This is a genomic window from Gordonia sp. NPDC003424, assembly GCF_053588655.1.
Genome location: NZ_JBSFQJ010000018.1, coordinates 35,709 through 59,742, shown reverse-complemented (window position 1 = coordinate 59,742; position 24,034 = coordinate 35,709). Strand labels below are relative to the sequence as shown.

Genomic DNA, 24,034 nt, shown 5'->3' with positions numbered 1-24,034 from the left:
CATACCTGTGGCGCCGATGAGAGATTAGTGCCACCTAAGTCGGCCTCACCCAGGTGGGATACCATGCGCGCCATGGGTGATGTGCAGGGCGAACCGCTGGTCAGAGCCGTGGACCTGGTGCGCGAATACCGCCTGGGTGACGAGCTGGTACGGGCCCTCGATGGGTTGGATCTCACACTCGACGGCGGCCAGTTCGCCTCCGTCGTCGGCCCCTCGGGGGCCGGCAAGAGCACCCTGCTGCACATCCTCGGCGCCCTGGACACGCCGACATCGGGCACCATCACCGTTGATGGCGTCGACCTCGGCTCCCTCGACGACGACGCCGCCTCCGCGTTCCGCCGCCACCGCGTCGGTTTCGTGTTCCAGTTCTTCAACCTCGTACCGACGATGTCGGCGTGGGAGAACGTCGCCCTGCCGCGCCTGCTCGACAGTCAGTCGCTGCGCAAGGCCAAGCCCCGCGCCGTGGAACTCCTCGATCGTGTCGGCCTCGGAGACCGCGTCAACCACCGCCCGTCGGAGCTGTCCGGCGGGCAGATGCAGCGGGTGGCGATCGCCCGGTCGCTCATCATGGACCCGACCATCCTGCTCGCCGACGAACCGACCGGCAATCTGGACTCCAAGACCGGCGAGTCGGTGCTCGACCTGCTGTCCGAGGTGGCCCACGACGAGCCGAACCGCCTCGTGGTCATGGTCACTCACGATCCGAATGCCGCCGATGTCGCCGACACCACCATCACCGTCCGCGACGGGAAGATCGCGTGAGCGCTCTCGCGCGCTCGATCTCGTCGGGGCTTTCCCGTATCCGAGTGCTCAACCTCCGCGAGATCCGCACCCACAAACTGCGCGTGCTCACGTCGTTGTTCGTGGTGATGGTGGCGTCGGCGCTGTTGATCGCGGTGCTGGGGATCTACGGGTCGTTGACCGAGTCCGTGCGGCAGGTCAACGCGGCGATCGCCGGTGCCGCCCAGATCGAGGTCGCGTCGATCTCCGACTCCGGCATCGACGAGGAGTTGGCCGGCGACATCCGCGGCGCGGTGCCCGCCGCCCAATCCGTGGTGCCCCTGATCCGCGACTCCGTGCTCGTCGACGATCGCGACATCGCCCTGCTGGGCTCGGACTTTCGGGTCACCTCGCTGTCGGGTGAGATGAAACAGGCTGCCGCGCAGCAGGGGTCGTCGGGCATCAGCCAGGACGACCTGAAAGACGGTGTGATCGTCGGTGCCGCAACCGGACTGCACAAGAACCAGCACCTGACCATCAACGGGGTCGACGTGCGGGTGCTCTCGGTGATCGGCGGCGACCAGTCCGGCGTACTCAACAACGGCAACTTCATGTTCGCCTATCTCGGCTTGGCGCAACGGCTCTCCGCGCACGAGGGCAAACTCGACTCGATCCTCGTCGTCACGAAGCCTGGTGCGGATGTCGCGGCGGTGAAGACGGAGGTGTCGAAAGTCGTTGACGGACGGGCGGTTGTCGTGGATCCGGGCTTCCGCGCGAAACAGGCCGAGGTGGCCAGCGCGGTCACCCGCGACGCGACGCTGCTGGTGTCGTTGATCTCGCTGGTGATCGCCGGCTTCCTGGTGTTCAACACCATGAACATGGCCGTCGCCTCGCGGCGGCGATCGCTGGCGATGATGCGGGCCCTCGGTGCACGCCGCCGGCATCTCGCGGGTGACCTACTGGGAGAGTCGGTGATCTTCGGTCTGGTCGGCGGAATGATCGGAGTGCCGGTCGGCATCTTCGCCGGCGCGTGGGCCGTGGGTCGCGTCCCCGAGGTGAGCACCGACGCGTTGACCACTTCGGTCAGCTACCACTTGGATTGGTACACACCGGTGATCGCGATCGGGGCGTGCATCGTCGCCTGTGTCGCGGCTACGTCGATGGCCGCGCGGTCGGTCTTCGCGGTGTCACCCGTGGAGGCGATGTCGGCGGGCGAGGTCGCCGACAATACGGCCCGCACCCGGCGCGCCGCCGCGATCGCATCGATCGTCGGCGTGGCGGTGCTCATCGCGTCCTGGTTCGTGGCGACGACGGTGCCGGGCCGGCCGGCCATCCTCGCCGGTGCGGTGTACGCGGTCGGTGCGCTGCTCTTCTGCTACGCGCTGACCCGGCCGCTGGTCGCCGCGGTCGTGCTGCTGGCGCAACGCTTCCGCGGGCCCGGACAGCTGGCCGCGGTGAACACACAGCGCGCGCCGCGCCGCGCATGGGCCACCCTGATGACCGTTGCTGTCGCCGTGGCCGTCGGCGTGGGAACCTCTGGCGCGCTGGACAATCTGGTCAGCTCCATCTCTGGCTCCCTCGACGGCCTCGCCGACCCGGACTTCTATGTGTCGTCGACGGACTCGGGCCACGTGCCGACCGGCCCCGCGCTCCCGACCGCGATCAAGGGTGAGGTTGAGAAGATCCCCGGCGTCACCCAGGTGGTGGGCCTGCAATGGGCGAACGTCAACGTCGGCGGTGATGCCATCTTGGTGCAGGGTCTCGAACCGGAATCATTGGCGCCGTTCATGAAGAAGGCCGGCCCCGCCGCCTTGCAGCAGGTGCTCGCCGGCGACGGCATCCTCCTGTCCAGGGTGCTCGCACGTACCCTCGGCGTCGGGGTCGGTGACACGCTGACCATGGCCACCCCCACTGGCTACCACGATGTGGTCGTCCGGGACACGGTCAACTACCTCTCGGTCGGATCCGGGACCGCGGCGATGGCGAATTCGGTGCTGTCACAGTGGTTTGACCGGCCCGGGGACACCTATCTGCAGGTGACGACGAACCCGCACGCCGACCAGGCGCAGATCCATGCGGAACTCGAGGCGATTGCCGCAGCGAATCCGTCGGTCGGCGGCCGCAAGGTTTACGTGCATTCCGGTGCCGAGGCTCTCGAGTCGGCGCAGTCCCAAGCGCAACAAGCAGGTTCGCTGACGGTGGCCATTCAGTGGATCGTCGCGGTCGCGGCGGCGATCGCCTTGCTGAACACCTTGCTGCTGTCGGTGATCGAACGGCGACGGGAGCTCGGTGTGCTGCGTGCCATGGGCGCCTCACGACGATTTATTTCGCGGATGGTGATCGCCGAGGCCGCCGCCGTTGCGATCGTCGGTTCGGTCACCGGCGTGATCCTCGGCAGCGCACTGCATTTCCTGTCCAATAAGATCCTCGCCGCCACCACCTCGATCGACATCCACTACTCACCGCAACCGTCGACGCTGATCTTCGTCGGCGTTGCGTGCCTGCTGTGCGTCGGTGGGGCGCTTTTCCCGGCGATGCGGGCGTCGCGGATGAACATCAGCGAGTCGATTCTGAACGAGTAGGTGCCGGCGCTGACATGAGCGTCACCTGTGCGCGGCGTTGATGAAGTTATTCGATCAACACGCTTCGTAGGTGTCGGTGATGTCAATCTTCTTTGGTATCAGCCGTCGATGTCGTCCTTGGCGAACCACATTCAGGATCTGTGTCTCGCACACATCCCATCCTGCGACGACATCCTGGTAGGTGTAGCGCAGCGGGTAGTATCCGAGCTCGACCGCCTTTCGGTCTCGGCGACGATCCTCTTGGTACTGCGGGTCGGTCCAGTGGTACTTCTTGCTGTCGATTTCGATGATCAGCGCGTTCCCGACCAGGATGTCGACCCGGCCGATGCCATCGATCTGCACCTGGATCCGGAGCTTGAGCCGGAGCGCCCGGAGTCGGACCCGGACCATCGACTCGGTGCCGGACTGAGCATTGCCATCACACTTGTCGAGCAGCCGTTGCTTGGCCATCGGCGCCGACGCAAGATCGGTGCGCATCTCGTCGATCGTCATGAGCTCCTTGTTGAGGATGGAGTCACTGACCGCGATGAAGTCCTCGCCATCGATGCATTTGGCGGCGTGCCGAAAGGCAGTGCGCACATCATCTACCGCGGTGACCACCGGTTGCGGGCGCCCATACTGACTGCACAGGGAGTTCGGTTTCCGGTACGCCGCCGAGTTCCCCCGAGCGTGTGTTGTGGACGAGGAGTCGAGCACCCACACCCCGTGCAGTTCGAGGGCCATCAGACAACTCACCGCCCACCCCTTCTTGACGATGGCGCAGATGTTTTGGTCGGCGCTACTTGTCGCGTACCAGTTGTGACGCAGCTTGATCAGTTCGCCGGCCCTGATTGAACGCTGTATCTGCTTGCGCGAGAGGTCTTGTGCGATCAGTTCGGCATATGTGAACACCCCGATGTACTTCATCGGACGAGTGTGACCCGAATTGTGGGCGTTTCCGGGGCCAGAAGCAGGTCTGTGGATAACTGTGCCGGCGGAGATCCGCACGGGTATCACCTGACGCATCCGTTGGTCCGATACCCGGGTTATCGCCTTGGAGAGGTGACGCTGGTGCAGGCCGATCCGCCCACTGAATTGTCCGACACGCTGCTTCGCAGCCAGCCAACGCCCGGAATAATCCGCTGTCAATAATTCTTGACAAACAACAGATGTCAACATAACCTGACATCATGCACGACGAGCCTGAGGTATCCGAGGACATGAACGGTGACGACCTCGCCGGAGCCGCTGCCAGTGGTGATCCGGCCCGCGGCCTGGCCGCGGTGCGTGCCCTGCGCACGCTGGCCGACCGCCTCGAAGACGTCCAGGTGGCCAATGCCCGCGCCAACGGGTGGAGCTGGCAGGCGATCGCAGATGTGCTGCAGATCAGCCGCCAGGCCGTGCACCAGAAGCATTCACCACGAGAGGCCCGCTGAGCGGGCCAGAAGGAGACGAAGAACCATGTTCGAGCGATTCAACCGCGACGACAGAATGCTGCTTGCCTTCTCCATGCAGGAGGCCGCCGATCTCGGGCACACCCGACTCGGCAACGATCACATCATCCTGGGCATGCTGTGCAATGCCCGCAGTCCGCTGTTCACCCTGCTCGGGGAACAGGGGCTGACCCTGGCCGGCGCACGGGAGGCCGTGCGCGCCTACCATGCCGAGAATGCCGAGGCGGCAGACGATTCCGCGGATGCCGCGGAAGAGACCGCCGCTCAGCGCTACGAGGAGGACCGGGAAGCCCTGAAGGCCATCGGGATCGACCTGGACAAGGTGCGCGAAGCCGTGCGCGACCGCTTCGGCGACGACCTGTCCGAAGGATGGGCCGACCGCGGTGGCCGTGGCTTCGGCCGGGGCCGTGGACGCGGTGGCACGCAGGGACGCGGGCGTGGACATCGCCATCATCACGGCCGTGGACCACGTCGAGGCGCGTTCGGCCCTGAGGGCTTCGGGCCCGAGGGTGCCGAGGGTTTCGGCGAGGTCGGCCGTGAGGGATTCGGCCCGGGTCCCTTCGGGCCCGGAGGATTCGGACCCGGCGGATTCGGACCGGGCCCCTTCGGACGTGGCGGGTTCGGACCGGGACCCTTAGGTGACGAGGGCCCCTGGGAGCCCGGCCGTGGCCGGCGTGGTCCGCGTGGCCGGGGATCGCGTCCGCGTTTCGCCGACGCGAGCAAGCAAGCCCTGGGCAAGGCCGTCGAGTTCGCCCGCGACCGGGGCGACCGTCAGCTGCGCCCGGAGTACCTGCTCCTCGGGATCATCGACGTCGCCGACGACGCCTCGCGCGCGGTGATCAACTCGGTGACCGACGCGGAAACGCTGAAAGCCGCTGTGGTGGCCAGCCTTCCGGAACTCCCATCCGAGGTCTGATCACCTGACCCCACACGATCGCCGTTTCACCTCCCCGGTGGGACGGCGATCGTCGTATGTCGGGTAGATGTCTCCCGCGGGGCGGACAGACGACTCGACTGCGGCGCCATACAATCCCCTGACCGGGGCACGCATCGGATGTGGCCGGCGATGGAGGACGCACGTGGCGAGCAAGTGGGGACGAGAGCCCGACGACGCCGCGATGGGGGAGACCTATCGGCTGCTGAATCGCCATGCACAGTCGATCTCGCTCTACGCGCTGCATGCGGTGTGTATCGCGGTGGTCGTGTTCACCTTCATCGACCCTGGCGTCCCGGCGCTTGGTCGTGCGCTGGGCGTGGCGATGGCGCTGTGGTCGATCGGACGGCTCCTCACGCGTCGGGTGCGCGTGGGCTGGATCGCCGCCGACCTCGTCGTCGTCGCCACCTATCTGATCCAGACTCCCTGGCTGGTGTCGGGCACCGACTTCACCACGGGCGCGAGTCCGATGCTGGCCGTGGCGGGCACAGCTGTCATCGCCTACGGTCTGGCCTACCCACGCCGGTGGTCGGGTCTCGCGTTGCTGATCGTGATGGCGGCGTGGGGCGTCGGCATCGCCCGAGTGCCGGGCGCCGTCCAGCCCTGGCAGGTATTCGGTTTCGACTTCCTCGTCGTCGAGTGGGCGCTCGTGTCGGTGTGTCGGAGGCTGGTTGTGCGGGCCGCCGTCGTCACCGACGAGATCCTCATCAGTTCCGCCGACGACGAGATCGCCCGGACCGTCGCCGTTGCCCGCCACCGCCTTGCACGTCGACAGTGCGCAGTCATGCACGACACCGCGGCCTCGACCCTCCTGATGGTCGGACAAGGGGCCGCGCACAACACCGAAGTCCTTGCCCGCCAGGTGGATCGTGATCTCGCGACGATCGCCGCCTTCGCTTCGCCCGCGCCACTGCACGTCGATCAGCGCGACGTCGTCCCATCTCTGCGCGCGCTGTGCGCGGACACGGTGACGGCCACGTCGCTCGCCGGCTCCGACGAATTGTGGCTCGACGGCGACATCGCGGACGCCATCGAGGGCGCCACCCGCGAGGCGCTGACCAACGTGGATCGGCACGCCCACGCCAGGGCGGTGACCGTCACAGCGACCGATCACGGAGTCACGATCGCCGACAACGGAATCGGCTTCGATGTCGCCTCTCCCGACGTCACGCGCCGCTTCGGGGTCCGCAACTCGATCCAGTCGCGACTGTCCGATGTCGGTGGGTATGCGCGTATCGACAGCAAACCGGGGGCGGGCACTACCGTGATTCTTCGGTGGGATGCCGAATCATCTGGTGACGGCGTCGATCTCGGCGAGCGAGTTGCGTTGACGACGCGGCTGACCAAGGGATTCGGCTACGGGCTCGCGGTGATCTCGGCGGTGGTCCTGCTGCTGCAGTCGCAGCAGGCTCTATTCGGTGAGGACACACATCACGCCGCCGAGGTGGTGGTGGTCGTCGTAGCGCTGGTGTCCGCGATCATGGCCGGGTATGCGGTCGCCCATCCGATGTCCGGTCGGGCGATCGCCGTGATGTGTGCAGTGGTCGTCGCCTTGGTTCCAGTGCAGGAATCGCTCCTTCCCCCAACCAGTCTGACGACCGGAAGCAACTGGGCGTACGGGGCGCTCGGATGGATCGTCGTGGCGCTGACCTACCGCTACCCAATTCAATACGGCATGGCCGCACTCGTCGCCTTCTGGGCGCTGGGCTCGTTGGCGATGCTGATCCTGCGGCCGGATGCCGACGTCGTCGTGACGATCGGTTATGACGTGGTCAGCGTCGCCCTGATCCAGGCGCTCGCGTTGGTGTTCACCGGTTTTCTCGTTTCGGCCGCGGGGACGGCGCAGTCGCTCAACGAGCAGCATGTCCGGCGATGGGCGGCGGAAGCCGAAGAACGCGCACTGGCCGACGATGTCGCAGCTCGGTACAGTTCGCTGTCGAAAACCCTTGTGCCGATGCTACAGAAGCTACGCGAGCCGACCATCGATCCGACCGACCCACACCTGCGCCTCGAAGCGCTCATCGAGGATGCCCGCTTGCGCCGGTTGTTCGCCCAGACCGACAATCTCGACCACCCATTGCTTCAGGAACTCCAGTCGATGATCGCCAAGGCAGAGGAGCGTGGTGTCAGTGTGACCGTCGACGCGGGCACCGCGCTGCCCGACGTGGCGCCCGCGATGCGGGATCAGCTGCTCGTTGTCGCTTCGATGGCCCTGGCGGGCACGGTATCTCGGGCGCGAATTGTGTTCACGGCCACCGATGAGACGGTGACCATCAGTGTCGTGTGTGACTGCACGCCGGAGACGCGCGACGACATCGAGGCCGCTCTCGGTATCGTTCCGGCGGTGGCCGGCGACCTGACCTGGGTGGAACAGGACCTCGCCCTGCCCGCCGACATCGCTGCGACAGAACACCGATGAGGAGTGCAAGCAGATGACCGAAGCGGGCTCCGCTCAACCGATTCGGATCGGTCTTATCGACGACCACGCCATCATCCACGACGGTATCGCCGGATGGTGCGCCGAGGCCGACCCGCCGATCACCATCGCAGGCTCGTATCTCACTGTCGCCGAGTTCGATTCGGGAGATCACGATGTCGACGTGGTGATCCTCGACCTGCAAATTCGACACCCGGGCGCCGGATCTCGCTCCGGTCCGTCGACTGTCCGACGCCGGCTACCGCGTGATCGTGTTCTCCCAGCACACGGCCAGCCCACTGGTGATGGAATGCCTCGATCTGGGCGCGGTCACCTACCTCTCGAAAGCCGAAGGTCGCGACCACCTCATCGCCGCGATCCATGCCGCCGTCACCGACCAGCCCTACCTGGGGCCGACGATGGCCAAGGCGATGAACACCGACGACGCCGTGAACAGGCCGACACTCTCCCCGCGGGAGCGGGAGGTTCTGATCAGCTGGTTCCAGACGGAATCCCAAGCGCTGGTTGCCAAACGGCTGTTCATCACTCCCGGCACGGTGAAAACCCACCTGGGTCGCATCCGCGCGAAGTACGCCGCGGCCGGTCGGCAGGCGCCCACCAAGGCGGCGTTGGTGGCGAGGGCGATCCAGGACGGCTTGATCACCGCCGACGATTTGTGAGGCTCACTCGACCTGCGGGTTGTGGGCGCTCGACGCGGCTGTTTCGTCGCTGGTCGGGTTCGTGGCGATCGTCGTGACGTTTCTTCGTTGATCGAGTGAGGCTCCGAGCTTGCGCGGCGCCGCATCGGGATCGCGCGTTCGGTGGTCTCGATGCGCGGCCTCGCAAGCTCGGTCGCTTACTCGACCCGCGGGTCGTGTCGATCGTCGCGGCTGTTTCGTCGCCGATCGGGTTCGTGGCGATCGTCGCGGCGTTTCTTCGTTGATCGAGTGAGGCTCCGAGCGTAGCGAGGCGCCGCATCGGTACGCCCAGCATGGGCATTCGCTTGGAGGTGGAAGTCCTCCGGAGGGGAAGGTGGTTTAACTCCTAGTCGAGGGCAACTGCGTCATCGTGAGGTGGGGTGGGAAGGAAGCCGGAGACGAAATCCTGCACCGAGGTATACGAATCGCATGTGAGGCATGCCAGTTGGGGTGAGTCAGCCGATCGTGATGAAGCCCGTTCCACCGAAGCGGCTGGTGTGTATATGCGGCGGTAGTAGGAGGACAGTGAATGTTCTTATCTGGGGAGGTCTGTCCTGGTGCGTCGGCCTGGTGGTCGGAGCGTCATCGCCCGGGAGGGTGGTGGTGACGGGGCAGAAGTCAGCAGAGGTCGTAGTACCAGCGGAATCGTGTGTGCTGGGAAGGGCCGAACGGTGGGAATTGACGGTTCGAAGCAGTATTTCTCGGAGGGTGCAGTGATCGCAGCCAACCCCGTGGTGGGGCAGGCGATGGTGGTTGACCGGTGAATCCGGAAGATCCGTTGTCTGTGTGTAGTGACCGTCCGGCGGGTACTGGGGAGGACGTCAGGGGCAGTGACGATTTGTGGGCGCAGGTGTTTAGCTCGCAGAATCTGGCTGCCGCGGTGGAACGTGTCGAACGCAATAAGGGCGCGCCCGGTGTTGATGGCCTGTCCACGGGGGAGTTGCGTGGGTGGTGTCGGGAGCATTGGGGTGAGGTCAAGACGGCGTTGGATGCGGGCACGTACCGTCCGTTGCCGGTGCGTCAGGTGGTGATTCCCAAACCTGATGGCGGGCAGCGGAAGTTGGGGGTGCCGACGGTGTTGGATCGGTTGATCCAGCAGGCTATCGCGCAAGTGTTGGTCCCGGTGTTTGATCCGGGGTTTGTCGAAGTCTCTTATGGGTTTCGGCCGGGCAGAGGTGCCCATGATGCGGTGAAAGTCGCGCGCCTGCTCATCGGGCAGGGGTATGGGTGGGTAGTCGAGGTGGATCTCGATGCGTTCTTTGATCGGGTCAACCACGACATGCTGATGTCTCGGGTTGCGCGGAAAGTGTCAGATAAGCGGTTGCTCAGGTTGATTCGCGCCTATGTGCAGGCGGGGGTCATGGTCGATGGTGTGCGGCATCCGACGGAGCAGGGCACCCCGCAGGGGTCGCCGTTGTCGCCGTTGTTGTCGAACATCATGCTCGATGATTTCGATCAGGAGATGTGGAGGCGAGGGCATCGGTTTGTCCGCTACGCCGACGATATCCGGATCTTTGTGAAGTCCGAGCGGGCGGCGCAACGGGTGCTCGAGACGAGCACGGTGTTGCTTGAGAAACGGTTGAAGTTGAAGGTGAACAGGGCGAAGTCCTCGATCCATCCGGCGCGGACGGCAACGTTGCTGGGGTTCGGGTTCTCGCTGGTGGCCGGGATGGTCATCATCCGGGTTGCGCCCAAGGCGCAGGCTCGGATGAGAGCCCGAATCCGGCGGTTGACGTCGCGGACGTGGAGTGTGTCGATGGGCTTTCGGATCATGCGTCTCAACGAGTTTATCCGTGGGTGGATGGGGTATTTTCACCTCGCCGACCGGCTTAGCCTGTTCCGGGAAGTCGACGGCCGGATGAGGCGGCGGTTACGTCAGATCCGATGGGTGGAATGGAAGGGCGGTCATACCCGGGCCACGAACCTGCAGGCCCTGGGCATCGCGGCCGGCGAGGCTGGTCGATGGGGGCACAGCAGTCGCGGTTCCTGGCATGTGTCGAATACCTTCCTCACCATCGCCCTGCCCAACAGTTACTGGCACCGCCAGGGACTACTCACCTTTCAGCAGGTCTGGACCAGATTTCACGGACCCAGCGAACCGCCGTATGCGAGACCCGCACGTACGGTGGTGTGAGAGGAGGGCCGGGAAACCCGGCCCTCCTACTCGATAGTTCGCGCGGCAGTCATTCCAAGAGATGTACTCCTTCCGGGGGATACCCCGCCCTCCCCGACGCGTGAAACGATGCATCGTAGCCATTCGTCTCGAGGGGGTTGCCATGTCGGGAAACGTCGTCCAGCTCTTCGATCACGCGCGACAGCGCCCGCTCAACGGGCTGCTGGTGGTTCAGGCCGCGACAAACGGATGCGTGCCGACCGTCATCGGGCTGTACGTCGACGGTGAGGTCGTACCGATCCGCGGGCCGCAGACGATTCCCGAACTCCCCGAGGGCGGCGACGATCCCGAACGTGTCGACCTCGTAGAACAGCCCGGCTACCGGCTCTCGGTTTGGCGGATGTCGTTGGAGATGTCGGCCTGACGGTACCCGAGGTCTACGACCGAACCGAATCGAGAATCCGCGTCCGCACCTCCGAGACAGTGTGCGGCAGCCACACCGCCTGCATCGGCGCGCTGGGCGGATCGGTGAACTCCAGGACCCGAATCCGGTTGCCGGATACCCAGCCCGGCTCGTTGGTGACAAACGCGCAGGCATTCGGATGCGCGATCACCGCGGTGTGCGGCGGGGTGCCCCGCAACGTCGACACCACGATCTTCGGCTCAAACCCGGCGCCCTGGCAGGTCGACACCAGGATCTGGGTGTACTCGGTGTCCTCCACCGCGCCGGGGACGACGATCTCGTGGTCGGCGAGATCGACGAGTTGGACGTGGTCGCGGACCGCGAACGGATGCTCGGCGCCGACGGCCACGCGCAGCTTGTGGTGTGCCGCGACGGTGCCGGCAAGCGCGGGCGGCGACTGGATGCCGCGGCGCAGGGCGAAGTCGATCTCCCCGGCGAGCAACTCTTCGCGGATGCGGTCGGGAAAGACCGGTCGCACGGTGATCGGGATGGACGGGTCGGCCAACACCACCGGCTCGACGAGATTGAAGACCTCCGACGGCGCCAGATCCGGGGTGTGCCCGATGACGAACGGGTCGGGTCGATCCTCACCGGCCGCCTGCACCTTGGAGGTGAGCTGCCGTCCACTCGCGAGCAGCGGGACCGCACCGCGGTACAGCACCTCGCCGGCCGCGGTGAGGGTGAGGCTGCGGCGTGAGCGGGAGAACAGGTCGACGCCGAGCCCTCGCTCGAGTTCCTTGATTGCCGACGACACGGCCTGCTGGGTGATGAACATCTCGTCGGCGGCCACTCGGAGGTTCGGTGACTCGGCGACGGTGACGAACAACCGCAATCGCCTGAGGTCGAGATCGCTTCTTACATCAGCGCCGGTGATCATCAAGAATGTCCTGTCGGTTGACCATATTGCTGTGATTGTAGGTTGTAATTCTGAGCTTTACATTGGTGATGTCCGCAAGGCCCACAGGATTGATCACCTGCCGCTACCGATCGGTCCCGCCGCGCGCGACGCCATAAATGGTGAACACCGACGCATAGTGGGGGAATCGTGACTGTGCAGCCGCACTCGGCAAATCGACACAGCTCCGATGTTGTCGTGTCGTCTCGACCGTTGCTCGAGCCCGAGTTGCGTCGCGCCATCGTCGACCGGTCGGTCGCTGCACTCATCCTCGTCATGACGCTCCCCGTGTTGTTGGGCATCGCGGTGGTCATCGCCATCGACTCCCGGGGAGCGATTTTCCACGGTACGACGCGCCTCGGTATTCACAATGCCCCCTTCCGCATGTGGAGATTCCGCACGACGACAGCCGATGCCGAGCCCAGCCCCGTCGAGTTCGACCCGACTGAGGTCGACCCGGCGGACCCCAGGGTCACCCGCGTCGGCCGCGTGATCAAGCAGTACAGCCTCGACGAACTGCCCCAGTTGTTCAACGTGCTCAGCGGCTCGATGACTCTGGTCGGTCCCCGGCCGCAGCGTCCAGGGCAGCCGGTCCTGTCGCCGTCGTCGAAGCCGGGAATGTTCGGCGCGCCGGGCCGCATCAACGTCGACACGAACTGGTCGGCCACGCGCGATCTGACCGTCCTGTGGCAGAGTCTGCGCGGCCTGACCCGCCTCTGAGATTCTTGTCTGCGCGGCCGCTCCGGCCGACTTGCTTACCGCCCGCGTCCCACAGCTTTCGATGGCGCGCGCGCCTGCACGGGGATGAGTCTCCCCAATCCCTTATCGTGGGTAATGATGTCGTACGACTTCGGCGCCGGCGTGGCACGTTCTCGTGCCGACCGCACACGGAAAGGGAGCTCGTTGAGCCGCCACTTCGATCAGCGGACCTTGGCTGTGCTCGCTGCCGAGTCTGGTGCGGTTCCGTTGCTCCTGATTGCCTTCCTGGCGCCGAATTTCGTCCATACCGGGGATCGCTGGGGCATCGTGGTCATCGGCATCTACACGGTCATCTCCATCGTGGTGACAATCCTCGCGAGCCCGCTCGACGACATGCAGTTCGCGTTGCTGAGTTTTGGCGGCATGCTCGGCATCGCGGGCTCCGCCGCACTGCTCACCGATGACGGCGCGGCTCACGCGGTACTCGCGTTGCTTGCTGTCATTCCCGCGATCGCCGCGATGGAATCACCTCCACGCACAGTGGTGATGTTCGTGGTCGTCGCCGCCGGACTTGCGTGCCTTGTGGTGGGCACCCGGGCCACGTCTGTCGCCCCCTTGATCGTCGGCGGCGGCGCGGTCCTCATGGCGATCGTCGTGCCCACCTACCTGGTGACCACCCTGCGGCGCTCGCTGGAGCGATCGTTGGCGCAACAGGCCGCACTCAGTGAAACCGACCCGCTCACCCACATCCTCAATCGGCGGGGCCTGGCCGAACGCTGGGCGGACACTCTGCGGACCGCGACAGGTGCCCAACGATCGATCGGGTTCATCGAGGTCGACGTCGATTTCTTCAAGGAGATAAACGACCGCGAAGGACATTCGATCGGCGACGAGATCCTGGTCGAGATCGCGCAGGTCCTGATCGACACGTCTCCGTCGGGGGCGTTGGTGGCGCGGACCGGGGGCGAAGAGTTCGTCATTGTCGACGTCGTGGCTCATGAATCCGACATCGAGGCGCTGTGTGAAAATCTGCGCGGCAGTGTGGCGTCCAAAACGCGCGCCACCATAAGCCTGGGCGCCGTCCATGCGCCCCTCGTGCCGGTGCCGGCACGCTCACGCGTCTCGACCCAGACGATGCTCGACGAGCTGCTGGCCATCGCCGACAGGCAGCTGTACATGGCGAAACGCATGGGCCGCAATCGCGTTGCCGTCACCACCGTCGAGATCGCCGCCGCGATCACCGACGACCCGTCGAGTGAGAGGACCCGATGATCGAGATCCTGCGCCCAACTGAGGACGCCGGGCGACTGCGTGCGCTTCGCTCGGACGGGGTGGCAGAGGTCGACGCTTGGGCGAGTGCGCTCCCCGAGCTACGCCAACTTGACGGGCTCACCCAGATCGAGCCCGATGCCGAGCCCGCGAAGAAGTTCGACGTCGACGACCCGGACGCCCTCGAGTACCACACCCGCTACGTGTATTTTCCGTGGCGCGCAACCCTCGTCCGCATGCCCGACGACGATATTTACTACCGCCTCAAGACCGCCCGCAACCGCTTCCTGCTCACCGGCGCCGAGCAGGATCAATGGCGGCAGGCGCGGATCGGGATCGCCGGGCTCGGTGTCGGCTCCTCGGCGTTGAGCGCCTGCGCTCTGACCGGTGCCCGCCACTTCCACATCGCCGACCCCGACCAGCTCGCTCCCACCAACCTCAACCGCATCCAGGGCTCGGTCTGCGAGCTCGGGCTCACCAAACTCGAACTGTCCCGTCGTCGGTTGCTCGAAGCCGATCCGTACAGCTCGGTTCGAGACTTCCCGAACGGCTACCGCGCCGACGATGCCGATGCCTTCCTCGGTCTCGATGGCGGGCAACCGCTCTCGGTGGTCGTCGAGGAGATCGACGACGTCGCAATGAAGATCGACCTGCGACGACGTGCCCGCGCGGCCCGCATCCCGGTGGTCAGCGCCACCGACATGGGCGACAATGTCGTGCTCGACGTCGAACGCTATGACCTCGACGACCGCTATCCGATCTTCCACGGTCGCGGCGAGGGGTTCACCCCCGAGGGTGACGGCGCCGATCCCCGGCAGAAGCTGCGGATGGCGGTTGCGATCGTCGGGGACACGCTGACCCCGCGAATGGCCTACTCGGCGCGCGAACTGGGACGTGGGATCGTCTCGTGGCCGCAATTGGGCTCGACGGCGGCCATGTCCGGCGCGCTGGTGGCCGTCGCGACCCGCTACATCGCCTGCGGTGGCCCGGTGGTGTCCGGCCGCTACATCGTTGACGTCGAGGACACGCTGCTCGGTGCCGCTGCGGTGAAGGCCGAGGGCTGGAACGAGCTGCGCCCGGAGCAGATCAGCGAGATGGTGGAGACGCTCGCCCGCGGGTGAGCACGCTGCGTGCTCAGGCGACCTCGGTGTGGTCCGGTCCGGTCAGATCGGTCGGTGCGCCGAACAGGCGGTGATAGTCCGCCCACATCTGACGACCGACGCGGGGGTCGGCGTCGTGCACCATCGTGCTGCGGTCCCAGAACATCGCGCGGGTGCGGTAGCGGCTGTCCGGATAGGGGGTGGTGGCGACCGAGGTGTCGATGCACCCCCCGCCCGACGCCCAGCGTGCGAGCACATAGTCGGCGGCAGTGGCCAGCATGTAGCGGCAACCGGTGATTGTCGTCATGAAGAGCGGGGTTCTGGAGAGCAGGACCGCCAGGTGCTGGGCCCTCAGTCCGGAGGCATCGACGTACGCACCCTTGCACTCGATGATCCCGCCGGGAATGCGTGCCGCCACCGCGGCAATCAGTTCGGCTTCGCCACGTTGTCCAGCCCACTCGCGGATGGCGTGCGCTTGTTCGACCCGTGTGTACGGTCCCTGGATGCGCAGGCCGCCGATCACTGTGCCGTCCTGGTCGAGAGCTGCGCAGAACAGGCGGGTGGTGTGCCCGTCGCGGACTGCGTCGTAGTTGAGCGCGGATTGCACCCCGTGCGCAGAGTAGGAGCGGTACGCGCCGTCGATGTACTCCGCCCACAGTGTGGGGAGGGATTCAGGTGTCCCGATGACCAGTGTCGATTCGCTCGCGTCATCGGGCAGTCGTAGATCGCCGATGCACGGCTCGGTCCGAATCCGCCGATCAACCGCTCGCGACATCGCGTCATCCCATCCCGAGTTGTGTGCCGGCCGGCCATCCAACGTTCGACAAAACCGGACCGCGAAGACCGGCTCTCTAGCCATTCAAGCGAACCAAGTACCAGAAAGTCGAGTCGAGCGCGGATATAACGGCCGTGTCGTTCGAATGAGCGATTGCGATTCAGCTCCGTCAGTGGGCTCAGGATTGCGTCGCAAAGGCTTCTTTGCAAGGGTAAGCGCATGTCCTTGTTCATCGGCGTCGTGCTGGGGCTGACCGTGTGGGCCACCGTCGCCCTCGTGGTGGCGCTGGTGGTCGGTCGCGCAGCACGCCTGCGGGACGAGCGTGAACGAGTTGATGGTGATTCCCAGGCGCCGCCCGGATCGTCGGGTTAGCCGGCTGGCACCGCTCGCCTGAGCTGCGCGGCCGTGATCGTCGCCACCGTTCGCTCCCTGAGCAGCCCGCGAGCGCCAGCGCCCTTCGATGCGCTCGCAGGCTCGCTTACTCAGGAACCGCGTGCGTGTCGAAGGGTCAGCCGACCCCGCAGCGAACATCACCCCAACACATCCCCATGCCCATGGCGGCGACACCAACTGACGATGTAGCGCGCATGCAGCCCACACCACCGGTAAACAGCAGCCTGGGTCAGCGGCAGCCGATCGTCGTGTTCGTTACGACGACGCATCAGCGGCCCGATGTAATTCGTCGCCACCTTGTTCGCCGTGTTGGGCGAGACCTTCGCCACCGCGGCGAGGGTCGCGTTGTCCGAGGCGTTGCCCGACGCGATGGCACCGGCCAGGCGGCCTGCGGTCATGCCGCGTCGCCCGTCAAACAACTCGAACAGTGCCGCGCGCGGATTGGTCGGGACCCGGTCGGGCACGCGCTGACCGAGCGCGACGGTGTTCAGCGATTCCACCAGGGTCTTCAGCCCGGCCGACTTCGCGACCACCCCCAGGACGTCCTCGCGCAACCGGGCCTCGGCGAGGTGATCTTCCTCCATCGAATGTCCTTGGGTGGCAAGCAGAACCGGGGCCAGTCGGTCGGCGTCGCGAAGACATTCGATGACGTCGAGGCCGTCGAAGGTCCATTCCAGGTCGGCCCGGTTGAACACCAGGTCGGCGCTGACGACGTCGAATCGCGGCCGTCCGGCCACGGCCCGCTGCACCTCGTCCTTCTCGCCCGCGACGACGACCGTCGAGTCCTCGAACGCCGATTGCAGGGGCGCGGCGACGACGTGACCGAGAGGTGATGCGATGAGGATGCGCAATCCGGCTGGCATATGCGTAATCGTGCCCTATGTGGTGTGATCATGCGCGATTACACATCGGGGCGTCGATTTCGGGAACGTGTACACCGGAAATCGTCGCAACGGTGTCCTCCTGATGGCTGATTGTGTGGTCGAAACGGACGAATCTGAGTGAGACCGAGATGTTTGAGCCCTCGCCGAGGAGACACCGTGACCACCGACATCAACGACGCCCTGCACATCCCCGTTCACCCGCTGACCCCTGGACCGTCGGTGGCGATTGTCGCCGACGGCGACCTCGGCGATGTCGCCCTGAAGGCATTGATCGACGGATTCGGCTATCGCGCCGCCCTCGTGGATCTTTCGTCGGGACAACACGTGCCGTCGTCGGTGACCGTGGTGATCGTGCGCAGCATCCGCGGGTTGTCTGCCACCGCGGCCGGGCCCCGCACACTCGTCGGGATCGGCGTCCCCGTCGGGCATCTCGGCGGGATCGAGATCCCCGACACTCCGCACGCCGCTGAGCAATTGAGGCGGACCCTCCGCACCGCGATGGCACGAGATTCACGCGCCGACGCCCCGGTCCACCTGAGCCCGCGTGAGCATCAGGTCGTCGTCACCTACACCCTCGGCGCGACCGTGAAAGAGACTGCGCGACAGTACTTCATCGCCGAGACGACGGTCCGGTCGCACTTCCGGCGGGTGATGACACGCTACGCCGAGGCCGGTCGGCCAGTGAACAACAAGTCGCAGTTGCTCATTGCGCTGATCGTCGACGGCTGGGTGGATCGTGCGCGCCTGACGCAGTGACCGCGGTGCATTGCCGGCCGTGCGTGGCGCAGATCGACCCGGTGTTGTCGCAGTGGGTACATCGCAGTTGCCCGGCGATGCTGTAGGTGCCGGCCTGGCCGTTACAATGCGGGCACTCCACGAGCCGCTGGGCGCAGTGTTCGCATGTGCCCATGGTGTCTGTCCCTGCTCGCCGATGATCTCTCGGTTCAGCCTAGCGACGCCCCGCGGCCGGGGGAGTCCCCCAAAACGATGAAGACGACGCTGGTTCACCACGCGAAGCCGTGCCACCATCGGAGGACCACCGGTGGAGGGATGCAGCGCAGATGGCAACACGGTCCGAGTACGAGTTCTTGGACTGGCCCACGCCAATCCCGTTCGCGCACCGCGGCTATTCGGCGTCGGCGCCGGAGAACACCATGGCGGCGTTCGACGCCGCGGTGGCCGCGGGCTTCCGGTACCTGGAGACCGACGTCCGGGCCACATCCGACGGCCGGCCCGTGCTCTCCCACGACAGCAGGTTGACTCGCCTCGCCGACGTGGATGAGGCCGTCGAGAGCATGACGTGGAACGAGTTGCAGCAGATCAGAATTGGGGGTTCCGAACAGGTCGCGTCGCTCGACGAGTTGTTGACGTCGTGGCCTGCTATCCGGGTGAACATCGATCCGAAGTCGGATGCCGCGGTCGAGCCGCTGATCGCGGCACTGCGGGCTCTTCGCGCGGTAGATCGGGTGTGCGTCGGGTCGTTCAGCCAGCGACGCATCGACGCCGTGCGCTCGGCCCTCGGCCCGACGTTGTGTACGTCCATGGGCCCGGTGGAAGCCGCCCGACTATATCTGGGGTCGCGCCTCGGGCTCGGCCGGTCGTTTGAGGCACCGTGCGCCCAGGTGCCGGCCCGTCGCGGACCCATCCCGGTGATCGACCGCCGACTGCTCGACTACGCGCACGACCGGGGTGTGGCGGTCCACGTGTGGACGGTAAACGAACCGGAGGAGATGAACGAATTACTCGACGTCGGCGTCGACGGAGTCATGACCGACCGTCCCCTGGAGCTGCGGAAGGTCCTGGAGCGGCGGGGGCAGTGGGTTGCGGATCGGTGAGGGCAGGGGGTGTTCGGCGCTTGACGGCCTTGATCGCGACGGTCCAACCCCGTGCTGACAGGCGGACAGCCTTGCCGACCTCCGCGGTCATCTCGTATTTCTCGAACAGATACTTGGATGTCTCGCCGATTCGCTCGAAGGTCCGCACCACGATGACCTGCCTTTCGATGATGGCGGCGGCGACGGGTTGGGCGTTACGACGCGGCATCAGATCGGCGTAGAGCGGTGGTTCGAAGTCGCGCGGAAGCGCGATGGACATGCGATGTATCAGGCGCCGCTCGCGACGGGCCGAGAGGACGTGAATAGCCACAAAGGAAAAGCAGACACCATAGAGGAAACACAGGATCGCACCCACTCTGAGGTGGTCTGGGGTTGCGTTGTCGAGTGGGTTGTCCAATAGGATCGCGATCACGATGTACAGGGAGCCATAGACTCCTGACCAGGCGATCGATATGCCGACAGGATCGCGGAGGAACTCGCGCGGAGGCTGGAGAGTGCTCGCGTGGCGGAGTCGCCGAAGCCGATTCTTGTCGGCGGAATCCTTTCGCTCCAACTGCTCGTCGAGCTGGATCATCGGGCGCAGCCGCTTCGAGTTGTGGTATCCGAAGACGATCGCGTGGACGACGACAATCGGCGCCAACACCCAGATCCAGAGATTGTTCTGACGCGAAATCAGCCAGACGCCGTATGACGCAAACGCGATGGTCCCGAGAACCGCCACGATCGTGAAGACCACGCCAATGATGGTTTGCCACCGGAATTCCCACTGTCTCATCCGATGCCACGCGCGAATGATCTTTTCGCGGCCGAGGTACAGGAGCGCGAAGGGTGTGCTGATCGGGGAGTTGAGGTTCGCCACCATCATCGTCCCGATGATCAGGAAAAGCAGCGACCCGATGGCGATGCTGGTGTCGGCAAGCGGTATCGCGGTCTGATCGCCCTTGGTGGCTCCGTCGGCCGACGAAGAGGCGACCATTCGGTTGGTGGCGAAGACGATCAACGGGATGAACAGGCCGAGCAGGCCGGCCCCATGGACTATCGAGCGACTGCGCAGCGCGGCATAGGTGAACACGGCCAGGATCGAACCCACACCGACCGTCGGCACCAACGCGGTCAGTGATTTCGGCAGGGTCGCCACCAGACTCAGGGCGACCAGGCTGATGCCAAGAGCGAGGAGCGTCGCGGCGGCGATGCGTGCCAGCGGCCCGCGATGGGACAGGCCGGTCAGTGTCCAGTAGGGGACCGCCACCAGCCCCCGGACGACCTTCACCGCGGGAGTGGCCAGGCCGAGGCCTGATCGATCGGACGCGAGCATGGTCGCGGATGTCGCGGCGGTGCGCGCGGCCGTCCGGATCATGAGATCGCTGGGGAGCTCGTCCTCGACCGATTCCTGCCCAATCTTCGATGCGGTGAACAGCTTCAACAACTCGTGATTGCGAGTGATGTCGGAATCGGCTTCGGTGAGCGGAGTCGTCGGAATGCGTGTGTACTTCGACACCAGAGCCGCCGAACGCGTCCCTGCGGCGCCCTCTTCCTCGTCGTAGAAGACTGCATCGACCAGCGAGGGAACCTCGACGGCGGCGATGGACAGCTGAATGCCGTACGCCACGAGGCCGGCCAGGCGGGTCAGCGGTTTGTCGTCGTCGGAGGTCAGAACCCGGTTGACCTCCTTGATCGCCTCGTCGCGCAGGTTGTTGAGGTCGTTGTCCTTCGCCACCCATGCATCGATCTGCTCGGCGCTCGAGGACGACGGGAAGGCATTCGCACACAAGTCGCGGACGATCTCCTGTGCATTCGTCGCGCCGGCCGCGCTGATGCTTCGAATATTGTTGGGCGACAACAGGATCAGTATGGTTATCTTTGCCGCGTCGAGGCGACCCCACGTCCAGTCGTTTGCGCGCCAGGCGCGTTTGAGGAAGGCCCCGAACCGATTGAGCGACATCCCGGCGAGCTTGTCGTCGGGGCTGAATCCCGGCGCGAAGTGCTGTTCGACCTGCGCGCTCAGCTGATACAGCTCGACCGGCGCCGACGGCGTCGAATCGGTTTCGCTGGTCTCCTCGGTCAACAGGTACGCGACGATCTCCAGCGACAACAGCCGCTGCAACAAAGCGGGTTCGTTCGGCGAGCCGGAGAGCGGATTCGGCCGGAGCAATCCGCTCGCCGCCGGAGGCTGACCGGTCGCAGTGAAGGAGAAGCTCGCAATGGTCGTGATGACGGTGAGAAGTGGCGTGCACACGCGGGTCGTCAGTTGTGTGTAGATCGTTTGGCCGCATTTCGGCTCGCCCATACGGATTTCGTAGTCGTCGAGAACCTTGTCGAAGCGCGCTCGGAAGTCCGATTCGGTGTCCGCACGGAAGGTGGCGGCCGCCGCCATCCCGAGGCAATCGGCGATGAGGTCGAGCGAGATGCGCGAGTCGGTGGCCGAGAGCCACGCAGTCTTCGCTTCGTTCTGGACGGCTGTCACCGCTTCTGGGGTACCCAGACACCGCAGTAGCTCGTGGCTGGGCGTGGTGAGCAGGTCACGCAGGAGGTCGACGGAGAGTTGGGTGACGCCGATGGCCAGGTCGATGCCCCACGACCAGGTGCCCTCGGGGAGGTTCTCCGTCGACGGCGGATCCGCGGGCAGGAAGGGGAGATCGGTTCGCGACTCGACTGCTTGTCTGGCCTGTTGAACGAGGGTCAAGAAGGGTTCGGCGACCGTGCTCTGCACCTGCTCGGCAAGCACGCGGGCCGCTCGTTGCCGGCGCAGGGTGTAGAAAAGCTTCCACGGCGGAGCCCCTTTGGCCAGAAAGGCGTCGAGGGTCGCGGAGTCCGGCAACTGCTCGAGGGCGGCGATGCGCCCGTCGCGCCAGCGGACGGCCTGCTTGTTGTACTTCTGGATCTCCTCGACGTACGTCCGCGACCCGATCGACGACGACGCGCGCATGACCCCGCTCAGGGCAGCCACCAGGGACGGTGGGTCGGTGGAGGCGTCGGGACGGGCGTCCACCGTGGTCGCCGGCGTGGCGTGCGGATAAACCAGGATCAGGGCACGCCGGACCAGTCGATTATTGGTGCGGTGTTCGCGGATCGCGTCGAGCGCGGGCCGTGTCGGCGTGTTGGCGAGCACGCCGCCGTCGACCGCGAAGCGGGAGAGATCTTCTGCCGGGGTGTCGGGCATGTCGGCGGCCCAGTCGGCGTACTTCCTCATGTTGGGCCGTCTGTCGGGCTCTTCCCGTTCGGTCGACGGTTTGATCGGGATGAAGGTCGGCTCGAAGGCGACCGGAAAACCGGCCGACGCTCGAGCGGCCAGCGCCAGGGCGCGGACCGTGTCGGCGATGTTGGCGTCGCTGAAGTCGTCGCGACAGACATGCCCGCAGTCGTCGTGATCCTGCAGAGGGGTCTGCGATCTCTTGCCTTCGAAGCGGAACAGTCCTGCGTGCTCGGCTTGGATTGTCGTCGTGCCCAATTCGTCGTTGAACCGTCGGGACACCGGGGTCAGGAGGGTGGTGGGGATGGTCAGACTGATGTCGAGGCCGGTGTCGCGCTCGTAGGTCTCGGTGAGTCGACGCAGCGCGCCGAGGATGTGCGGGTACAGGTACTCATCGCCCTTGAGCAGTGAGGGCGCGGATTTCTGAAAGGGTTCGCGCAGCAGCAGCCCGATCTGTCCGTCCTCTATCCACAGTGGCTTGAGCAGACCCAGATCGGTCGGCTTGGCGTTGGCCTGCGCGACCGCGAGTGCGGTCGCGTTGATGCCGCCGGCGGACGATCCGGTCAGCACGTCGATGACCGGATCGACGGTGTAGCCGACGTGGCGAACGAGCCGACTGTACGGACCGTCGGCGCGGGTCAGTTCATGGAGTTCGTGCGCGACGCCCCCGATGTAGACGGCCAGACTGACTCCGCCGTTCATGGTGACGGCGATGCGGAGCTCTCGGGGGATTTGCCCGGTTTTGGCGGGGTTCGGGGGCGGGTCGGGGTCTGCCGGTTGCGGTTTGGCGGCTGCTGCCGAATCTTGCTGGGCATCAGGGAGTGTCGACCCGGTCGGGTCCGACTGGTCGCTCCTACGGCGATGCTGACCCATCGATCTTCGCCTTCGCTGCCGTGTTCAGTCGACTGCTCCGGAAATCCGGTGACCATATGCGTGTGGAGCACAGTAGCGAAACCCCTGGGTGTGCCTTGCCTTATTGCTTCGATCGTGACGCTGTATGTGGCCGAATGAGATCAAAGTTAGGTCGTTCGAATGAGCTGGGGTCGGGCAGCGGTCGGTCCGACCTACTTATCGCACCCGATCACCGCGGCCTTGACCAGCCCGCCGTATTGATACGCGTACTGCCACGCCCACCGCACAACCGACCGCGAATAGTCGCGCGGCACACTGCGCATGACGACGTCGCCGTCGAAGCACTGTCCGAAGATGTAGCGTGTCCGCACCATGTGGTAGCGCCAGCTGATCACGATCACCGAATGCCACCCGCGCTGCTTGGCCATGCGCTGGGTGAAGATCGCCTCACCCTGCGTGGTCGACGGCACTGGGTTGAAGCAGATGACCTCGATGGTGGATGTGCCGGCATTGCAGACGCGATCCATGATCCGCGCGTCGATCGGCTTGTACGGCTGATACGGATTCGAGATCAGCACGGCGTTGGCGTACCCCTCCTGGGCCAGCCGTAGACCGTAGTCCTCACGACCGTCGTGCTCACCCCCGAGAACGACGATCGCATCGGCGGGACGCAGCGCGTCCTGATGCTCCCTTGTGAAGAGCTGATAGCCCACGGCACCAAGGGCAAGCACGACGACGGCAACCACCGACACGACGATCCAGGCCGTCCGCACCGGTGACCTG

18 protein-coding genes and 2 pseudogenes are annotated in these 24,034 nt (G+C 65.5%); 14 read left to right on the top strand and 6 right to left on the bottom strand.

Annotated elements, in window-relative coordinates:
* Positions 1 to 72 precede the first annotated feature (72 nt).
* Positions 73 to 762: an ABC transporter ATP-binding protein gene (locus tag ACWDTI_RS21660; RefSeq protein ID WP_449740188.1), complete on the top strand. Its 690-nt coding sequence runs from the start codon at positions 73 to 75 to the stop codon at positions 760 to 762.
* Complete coding sequence (locus ACWDTI_RS21655) at positions 759 to 3,302, top strand: FtsX-like permease family protein (protein ID WP_449740187.1); 2,544 nt, start codon at positions 759 to 761, stop codon at positions 3,300 to 3,302. Before ACWDTI_RS21660 ends, ACWDTI_RS21655 begins: the two co-directional genes overlap by 4 nt.
* Positions 3,303 to 3,356: 54 nt before the next feature.
* Here the strand turns inward: ACWDTI_RS21655 and ACWDTI_RS21650 are convergent, their stop codons facing one another.
* Positions 3,357 to 4,460: a hypothetical protein gene (locus tag ACWDTI_RS21650; protein WP_449740186.1), complete on the bottom strand. Its 1,104-nt coding sequence runs from the start codon at positions 4,458 to 4,460 to the stop codon at positions 3,357 to 3,359.
* Positions 4,461 to 4,471: 11 nt separating this feature from the next.
* Between ACWDTI_RS21650 and ACWDTI_RS21645 the strand changes: the two are divergent.
* The 6 genes and pseudogenes from ACWDTI_RS21645 to ACWDTI_RS21620 form a co-directional block, all read left to right on the top strand.
* A pseudogene (locus ACWDTI_RS21645) lies at positions 4,472 to 4,740 on the top strand (helix-turn-helix domain-containing protein); the annotation flags it as partial.
* 2 nt (positions 4,741 to 4,742) lie between these two features.
* On the top strand, positions 4,743 to 5,651 hold the full coding sequence (locus ACWDTI_RS21640; RefSeq protein WP_449740185.1) for a Clp protease N-terminal domain-containing protein: 909 nt from the start codon (positions 4,743 to 4,745) through the stop codon (positions 5,649 to 5,651).
* A gap of 163 nt (positions 5,652 to 5,814) precedes the next feature.
* A complete protein-coding gene (locus ACWDTI_RS21635) occupies positions 5,815 to 8,088 on the top strand; it encodes a sensor histidine kinase (protein ID WP_449740184.1) in 2,274 nt (757 codons plus the stop codon).
* Positions 8,089 to 8,101: 13 nt separating this feature from the next.
* Positions 8,102 to 8,765: pseudogene (locus tag ACWDTI_RS21630) on the top strand (LuxR C-terminal-related transcriptional regulator).
* Positions 8,766 to 9,543: 778 nt separating this feature from the next.
* On the top strand, positions 9,544 to 10,917 hold the full coding sequence (gene ltrA / locus ACWDTI_RS21625; RefSeq protein ID WP_449740183.1) for a group II intron reverse transcriptase/maturase: 1,374 nt from the start codon (positions 9,544 to 9,546) through the stop codon (positions 10,915 to 10,917).
* A gap of 142 nt (positions 10,918 to 11,059) precedes the next feature.
* Positions 11,060 to 11,320 (top strand): hypothetical protein, encoded by a 261-nt coding sequence (locus ACWDTI_RS21620; RefSeq protein ID WP_449740182.1) that lies wholly within the window; start codon positions 11,060 to 11,062, stop codon positions 11,318 to 11,320.
* A 13-nt stretch (positions 11,321 to 11,333) separates the two neighbouring features.
* Here ACWDTI_RS21620 and ACWDTI_RS21615 read toward each other — a convergent pair whose 3' ends face one another.
* Positions 11,334 to 12,236 carry a LysR family transcriptional regulator gene (locus ACWDTI_RS21615; RefSeq protein ID WP_449740181.1) on the bottom strand — a complete coding sequence of 301 codons (903 nt, stop codon included), beginning with the start codon at positions 12,234 to 12,236 and terminating at the stop codon, positions 11,334 to 11,336.
* A 216-nt stretch (positions 12,237 to 12,452) separates the two neighbouring features.
* On the opposite strand from ACWDTI_RS21615, the gene ACWDTI_RS21610 reads away from it, so the two are divergent.
* The 3 genes from ACWDTI_RS21610 to ACWDTI_RS21600 all read left to right on the top strand — a co-directional run bounded on the left by ACWDTI_RS21610 (position 12,453) and on the right by ACWDTI_RS21600 (position 15,343).
* Positions 12,453 to 12,974, top strand: coding sequence for a sugar transferase (locus tag ACWDTI_RS21610; RefSeq protein WP_449740180.1), 522 nt, complete (start codon positions 12,453 to 12,455; stop codon positions 12,972 to 12,974).
* A gap of 183 nt (positions 12,975 to 13,157) precedes the next feature.
* Complete coding sequence (locus ACWDTI_RS21605; RefSeq protein WP_449740179.1) at positions 13,158 to 14,225, top strand: diguanylate cyclase; 1,068 nt, start codon at positions 13,158 to 13,160, stop codon at positions 14,223 to 14,225.
* Entirely contained in the window at positions 14,222 to 15,343 is a 1,122-nt protein-coding gene (locus ACWDTI_RS21600; protein WP_449740178.1) for a ThiF family adenylyltransferase, read from the top strand. Before ACWDTI_RS21605 ends, ACWDTI_RS21600 begins: the two co-directional genes overlap by 4 nt.
* A 13-nt stretch (positions 15,344 to 15,356) precedes the next feature.
* Here ACWDTI_RS21600 and ACWDTI_RS21595 read toward each other — a convergent pair whose 3' ends face one another.
* Positions 15,357 to 16,097, bottom strand: coding sequence for a hypothetical protein (locus ACWDTI_RS21595; protein ID WP_449740177.1), 741 nt, complete (start codon positions 16,095 to 16,097; stop codon positions 15,357 to 15,359).
* A gap of 219 nt (positions 16,098 to 16,316) precedes the next feature.
* On the opposite strand from ACWDTI_RS21595, the gene ACWDTI_RS21590 reads away from it, so the two are divergent.
* Positions 16,317 to 16,469, top strand: coding sequence for a hypothetical protein (locus tag ACWDTI_RS21590; RefSeq protein ID WP_449740176.1), 153 nt, complete (start codon positions 16,317 to 16,319; stop codon positions 16,467 to 16,469).
* 158 nt (positions 16,470 to 16,627) lie between these two features.
* On the opposite strand, the gene ACWDTI_RS21585 is transcribed toward ACWDTI_RS21590, so the two are convergent.
* Positions 16,628 to 17,353: an MSMEG_1198 family transcriptional regulator gene (locus tag ACWDTI_RS21585; RefSeq protein ID WP_449740175.1), complete on the bottom strand. Its 726-nt coding sequence runs from the start codon at positions 17,351 to 17,353 to the stop codon at positions 16,628 to 16,630.
* A 177-nt stretch (positions 17,354 to 17,530) separates the two neighbouring features.
* On the opposite strand from ACWDTI_RS21585, the gene ACWDTI_RS21580 reads away from it, so the two are divergent.
* The gene (locus ACWDTI_RS21580) at positions 17,531 to 18,130 is read left to right on the top strand and encodes a LuxR C-terminal-related transcriptional regulator (protein WP_449740174.1); all 600 of its coding nucleotides are present in this window, start codon (positions 17,531 to 17,533) and stop codon (positions 18,128 to 18,130) included.
* 305 nt (positions 18,131 to 18,435) lie between these two features.
* On the top strand, positions 18,436 to 19,209 hold the full coding sequence (locus ACWDTI_RS21575; RefSeq protein WP_449740173.1) for a glycerophosphodiester phosphodiesterase: 774 nt from the start codon (positions 18,436 to 18,438) through the stop codon (positions 19,207 to 19,209).
* Here the strand turns inward: ACWDTI_RS21575 and ACWDTI_RS21570 are convergent.
* A complete protein-coding gene (locus ACWDTI_RS21570) occupies positions 19,139 to 23,101 on the bottom strand; it encodes a DUF3376 domain-containing protein (protein WP_449740172.1) in 3,963 nt (1,320 codons plus the stop codon). The genes ACWDTI_RS21575 and ACWDTI_RS21570 overlap by 71 nt on opposite strands.
* Positions 23,102 to 23,463: 362 nt before the next feature.
* Positions 23,464 to 24,024, bottom strand: a complete 561-nt coding sequence (locus ACWDTI_RS21565; protein WP_449740171.1) for a YdcF family protein — start codon at positions 24,022 to 24,024, stop codon at positions 23,464 to 23,466.
* Between the last annotated feature and the right edge of the window lie 10 nt (positions 24,025 to 24,034).

What these genes read in the sequence shown, in the direction of transcription:
- ACWDTI_RS21620 (WP_449740182.1), top strand. Translation starts at nt 11,060, where the DNA reads ATGTCGGGAAACGTCGTCCAGCTCTTCGATCACGCGCGACAGCGCCCG.
- ACWDTI_RS21570 (WP_449740172.1), bottom strand. Translation starts at nt 23,101, where the DNA reads ATGAACGGCGGAGTCAGTCTGGCCGTCTACATCGGGGGCGTCGCGCAC.
- ACWDTI_RS21660 (WP_449740188.1), top strand. Translation starts at nt 73, where the DNA reads ATGGGTGATGTGCAGGGCGAACCGCTGGTCAGAGCCGTGGACCTGGTG.
- ACWDTI_RS21650 (WP_449740186.1), bottom strand. Translation starts at nt 4,460, where the DNA reads ATGTTGACATCTGTTGTTTGTCAAGAATTATTGACAGCGGATTATTCC.
- ACWDTI_RS21600 (WP_449740178.1), top strand. Translation starts at nt 14,222, where the DNA reads ATGATCGAGATCCTGCGCCCAACTGAGGACGCCGGGCGACTGCGTGCG.
- ACWDTI_RS21615 (WP_449740181.1), bottom strand. Translation starts at nt 12,236, where the DNA reads ATGATCACCGGCGCTGATGTAAGAAGCGATCTCGACCTCAGGCGATTG.
- ACWDTI_RS21595 (WP_449740177.1), bottom strand. Translation starts at nt 16,097, where the DNA reads ATGTCGCGAGCGGTTGATCGGCGGATTCGGACCGAGCCGTGCATCGGC.
- ACWDTI_RS21590 (WP_449740176.1), top strand. Translation starts at nt 16,317, where the DNA reads ATGTCCTTGTTCATCGGCGTCGTGCTGGGGCTGACCGTGTGGGCCACC.
- ACWDTI_RS21640 (WP_449740185.1), top strand. Translation starts at nt 4,743, where the DNA reads ATGTTCGAGCGATTCAACCGCGACGACAGAATGCTGCTTGCCTTCTCC.
- ACWDTI_RS21575 (WP_449740173.1), top strand. Translation starts at nt 18,436, where the DNA reads ATGGCAACACGGTCCGAGTACGAGTTCTTGGACTGGCCCACGCCAATC.
- ACWDTI_RS21585 (WP_449740175.1), bottom strand. Translation starts at nt 17,353, where the DNA reads ATGCCAGCCGGATTGCGCATCCTCATCGCATCACCTCTCGGTCACGTC.